We start from the raw sequence: 3701 nt of genomic DNA, 5'->3' as shown, positions 1-3701 counted from the left end.
GCGGCGGCAGCGTGTCGTCGGCGGCCGTGGCCCCTTCGCGCTGGTTGAACACGCGCTTGGCCAGCACGATCCGCCGCGCGACGGCACGCAGTTCGGCCGCGTCGACGTCCCAGCCGGTGACCGCGCGCAGCAACCCGGCCCACTCGGTGAACGGATCCTCGAAGACCCCACGCAGGAACTTGCAGAGGATCATCGAGTCCATCACGGCGGCCCGGTCCTCGGTGCCGACGGTGGCGGCGACGTGGGCCGCGCCGCCGTTCAACCGGTCGTGCTCGCCCGAGAGGTCCGCCTCGTACGCGCCGGAGCGGTTGTGATCGGCGCCGCGGGCGTTGACGGCGAGGCCCAGCGCCATCGCGTGCAGCGTGCGCGGCTCGTACCCCGGGAGCTCCAGCCCCTTGACCTGGGGCGCGAACGTGATCGAGCCCTGCCCGACGACCTCGGCCGCTCGGCGCGAGCCTTGGGCGAGCAGCGCGCCGAGGCCCTCCTGCGCACCGATCAAGTCGAGGGCGCGCAGCAGCGCGGCGCCGTCGCCGAACCGCAGCCAGGGAGCATCGATCAGCCCCCGCTCAGCGCACTCCATGCCCCACGCGATCGTGCCGCCCGCCGAGATCGTGTCGATGCCCAGGTCGTCGCAGCGGGCGCTCGCCGCGAGCACCGCCTCCGGGTCGCTGACCCCGCACATCGGGCCGAGCGCGAAGACGTTCTCGTACTCCACCCGGGTCTTCTTTCCCCCGCCGACCCGGTAGATGTGCTCGCAGCCGATCGTGCACGACGCGCAGCTGGACCGCGCGACGCGGCGCATGCCGCCGATCTCAGGCGGCGGCCCGGCTTCCGCGTCGCCCGCGCCATGCGCGCCGCCCGGGGTTTCCGCGCCGAGGCGGTCGGCGCCCTCGAACGTGGCCGACTGGAAGTTGCGGGTCGGCAGCGTGCTGATCGCGTTGAACGCGAGCAGGTTGGCCAGCGTGCCGAGCTCACGGTACTTCGCCGTGGCCGGGCCGAACGACCGCTCCCGCAGGTCCCGGGCGAACGCCAGCACCTCGCCCGGGTGGGCGGTGGCGACCTTCGTGGCGGCGCGGACCGCGATCGCCTTGAGGTTCTTCGCGCCCATGACCGCGCCGAGCCCGCCACGGCCCGCGTGCCGCCCGTCGTGCGAGATCGTGGCGTACCGGACCCCGGCCTCGCCGCCCGGCCCGGTCTCCCCGGCCGGACCGATCGCGGCGACCCGCCAGCCCCGGCCGAGCTGATCACGCAGCTTGGAGTCCGCGTCGGCCGCGGACAGGCCGGCCAGTCCGGCCGCGTCCGAGACCCGCACGCCGTCGCCGTCGATGAGCAGCATGGACAACGTCGAGCTCCGGCCGCGAACGACGATCGCGTCGTGGCCGGTGAGCTTCCCCGCGATCGCGAACTGGCTGGAGGCCAGCGCGTCGGTCAGCATCCCGGTCAGCGGCGACTTCGCCACCACCGCGAACTTCGCGCTCGTGGTCAGCGGCGTGCCGACGAGCGGCGAGAACACGAACGCCAGCGGCGCGTCAGGGCCGAGCGGGTCGGCGCCTGCCGGGCCGAGCCCGTAGAGCAGCCACGCGCCGAGCCCGGCACCGCCCACATAGGCGCGCAGCACCTCCTCGGGGAGCGGCAGGGCCGTCGACGTCCCGTCCGTCACGTCGACGACGAGCGCCCGCCCGAAATATCCGCCGGCCGGCATGCGCTGCTCAGCCCCCCGCGTCGGCGGACATGAAGAACACGATGTCCCCTGCCGCCAGGGGAGCGGTGCCGTCGCGGGTGATCTGATCGCCGTTCAGTGCCGCAGTGACATGCCGGTCGAACGTGAGGCCCGCCGCGCGGCCCGCGGCGTCCACGGTGGCGGCGCGGACGACCCGCGGGCCGCGGGCGCTGTCGCCCCGGGCGAGGGTGCCGAAGAGCTGGACGGTCACCTCGGGCTGGGGCCGGGCACGGGCCTGCTGGTAGTCGGCGGGCGTGTTGACGTTGAGTACCGAGTCCAGGTCCGGATCGAGCGCCGCCAGCACCGGGTCCTGCCGTAGCGTGGCATCATCCAGGCTCACTACGACGCACTGCTCGAAGAGGAAGGCGGGCCGCAGGCGGTCCTCCTTGACCAGTCGCTCGGCGGCTTCCGCGAGCGAGACACGGTACGCGGCGGCCAGGGGCTGCCGGTAGCCGAGCGCTACCGGCAGCGCGACGTCCGTGCCTTCCCGCTCGGCAAGGACGCGAAGCACCCGCCGGACGAAGGCCGGGTGCAGGAACGGCATGTCGGTGGAGCAGACGAACGCGGCATCGGCGCGCCCGGTGAGCGCGGCGAGCCCGGCGGCGATCCCCTGCACCGGGCCCTTGCCCTCGCGTGGGTCGTCGACCACCACGGTGCCCTCCGGCAGATCAGGCAGATCCTGGCCGCCGGCCCGCACCACGACGACAGGCCCTTCGGCCGCGCGCGCCACGATGCCGACCGTCCGGCGCAGCAGCGTAGACCCGTGCCACTCCAGCGCCGCCTTCGCCGTGCCCATCCTCGAGGACCGGCCGCCGGCTAGCACCACACCCGCGGAACCCGTCATTTCTTCATGGTATGCATCACCCGGCCTGGCGCCACGGTCAGGAGCTCGCCGCAGGGCCAGCGCGCATAAGCGTTTGCGTACCGCCCGGCTCACAGGTAGCGGGCGAGCGCGGCGGCCAGTTCCGCGGGTCGGCTCAGCGCGGCGAGGTGCCCCCCGGGCACCACATCGGGCTCGACGCCCAGCCGCTCCCGGGCGACGCGCTGCTGCAGCCCGACCGGGAAGAACCGGTCGTCCCGGCCGGCGATGACGTGCAGACCGATGCCCGGCCACTCGTCGAAAAGGCATTTATCCCCGAACGGGCCTGGTGACTGCTCCACATCGTGACCGAGCATCTGCTGGCGAAGGTCCGCAGGGATGTCGTGCAGGAAATAGGTGTCCAGGTCGAAGTCGGGGGAGTAGCCGTTCCGCCGGGCCGCGGTCGTCCTGGCCTGCTCCCAGCCCACGTTGTCCCACCAGGCCCCGGGCGTCTCGCCGGGTCGCGGGATCATCGCGTTCACGAAGATGACCTGCCGCGCGGGCACACGCTGCCATACCAGCGGCGCGGTGAACGCGCCGAGCGAGTACGCGGCGATGGTGACCGGCGCCTGGCCGCCGCCCGTCCGGTCGCCGACGGCCCGGTCGCTGACGGCCCGGTCCCTGACGGCACTGACGACGGCGTCGGCGTAGGCGGGCAGCCCCTTGCTCTCGTCGGCGGCGGGCAGGTCGACCGCGAACGCGTCGTAGCCACGCCGCCGCAGGTCGGCCTCGACCAGGTGCCAGACCCAGGCCCGGCCACCCGCGCCGGGGATCAGCACCACGGGAACGCTCATCGCCCCAGGTTACGGCCTCAGGACTCCCGGGCCCGGCGCTGGACGAACTCGAAGCCGAACCGGCCCTTCACGCAGAGGTGACCGTGGCCGACGTCATGGTCCAGGGGTGAGGTCACCTTCACGATCCGGTTGTCCTGCACGTGCAGGTCGAGGTTGCAGCCCACGCCGCAGTACGGGCAGATGGTGGTGGTGACCGTCTGCCTCGACTCATCCCAGGAGCCGGCCTGCCGCATGTCGTACTCGCTCTTGAACATCAGCGCGCCCGTGGGGCATACCCCGATGCAGTTGCCGCAGTAGACACAGGCCGAGTCGGGCAGGCCCACGTCGA

At 73.2% G+C, this 3701-nt stretch carries 4 protein-coding genes; all 4 read right to left on the bottom strand.

Features of this window, described 5'->3' with window-relative positions:
- Positions 1–1702, bottom strand: a 1702-nt coding sequence (locus tag VH969_RS14415) for an aldehyde ferredoxin oxidoreductase family protein (RefSeq protein ID WP_331974243.1), incomplete at its 3' end; no start/stop codon positions are given.
- Between the two features lie 7 nt (positions 1703–1709).
- Positions 1710–2564 (bottom strand): molybdenum cofactor guanylyltransferase, encoded by an 855-nt coding sequence (gene mobA, locus VH969_RS14410; protein WP_331974242.1) that lies wholly within the window; start codon positions 2562–2564, stop codon positions 1710–1712.
- Between the two features lie 89 nt (positions 2565–2653).
- Positions 2654–3373 (bottom strand): alpha/beta fold hydrolase, encoded by a 720-nt coding sequence (locus tag VH969_RS14405; RefSeq protein ID WP_331974241.1) that lies wholly within the window; start codon positions 3371–3373, stop codon positions 2654–2656.
- A 17-nt stretch (positions 3374–3390) separates the two neighbouring features.
- Positions 3391–3701: 4Fe-4S binding protein (locus VH969_RS14400; protein WP_331974240.1), on the bottom strand; the 311-nt coding region annotated here is incomplete at its 5' end.

The sequence above is a fragment of the Actinophytocola sp. genome, from assembly GCF_036555685.1.
Taxonomy (GTDB): domain Bacteria; phylum Actinomycetota; class Actinomycetes; order Mycobacteriales; family Pseudonocardiaceae; genus Actinophytocola.
The sequence above is the reverse complement of the archived record's forward strand: the minus strand, read 5'-3'. Positions and strand labels throughout refer to the sequence as shown.

What these genes read in the sequence shown, in the direction of transcription:
- mobA (WP_331974242.1), bottom strand. Translation starts at nt 2,564, where the DNA reads ATGACGGGTTCCGCGGGTGTGGTGCTAGCCGGCGGCCGGTCCTCGAGG.
- VH969_RS14405 (WP_331974241.1), bottom strand. Translation starts at nt 3,373, where the DNA reads ATGAGCGTTCCCGTGGTGCTGATCCCCGGCGCGGGTGGCCGGGCCTGG.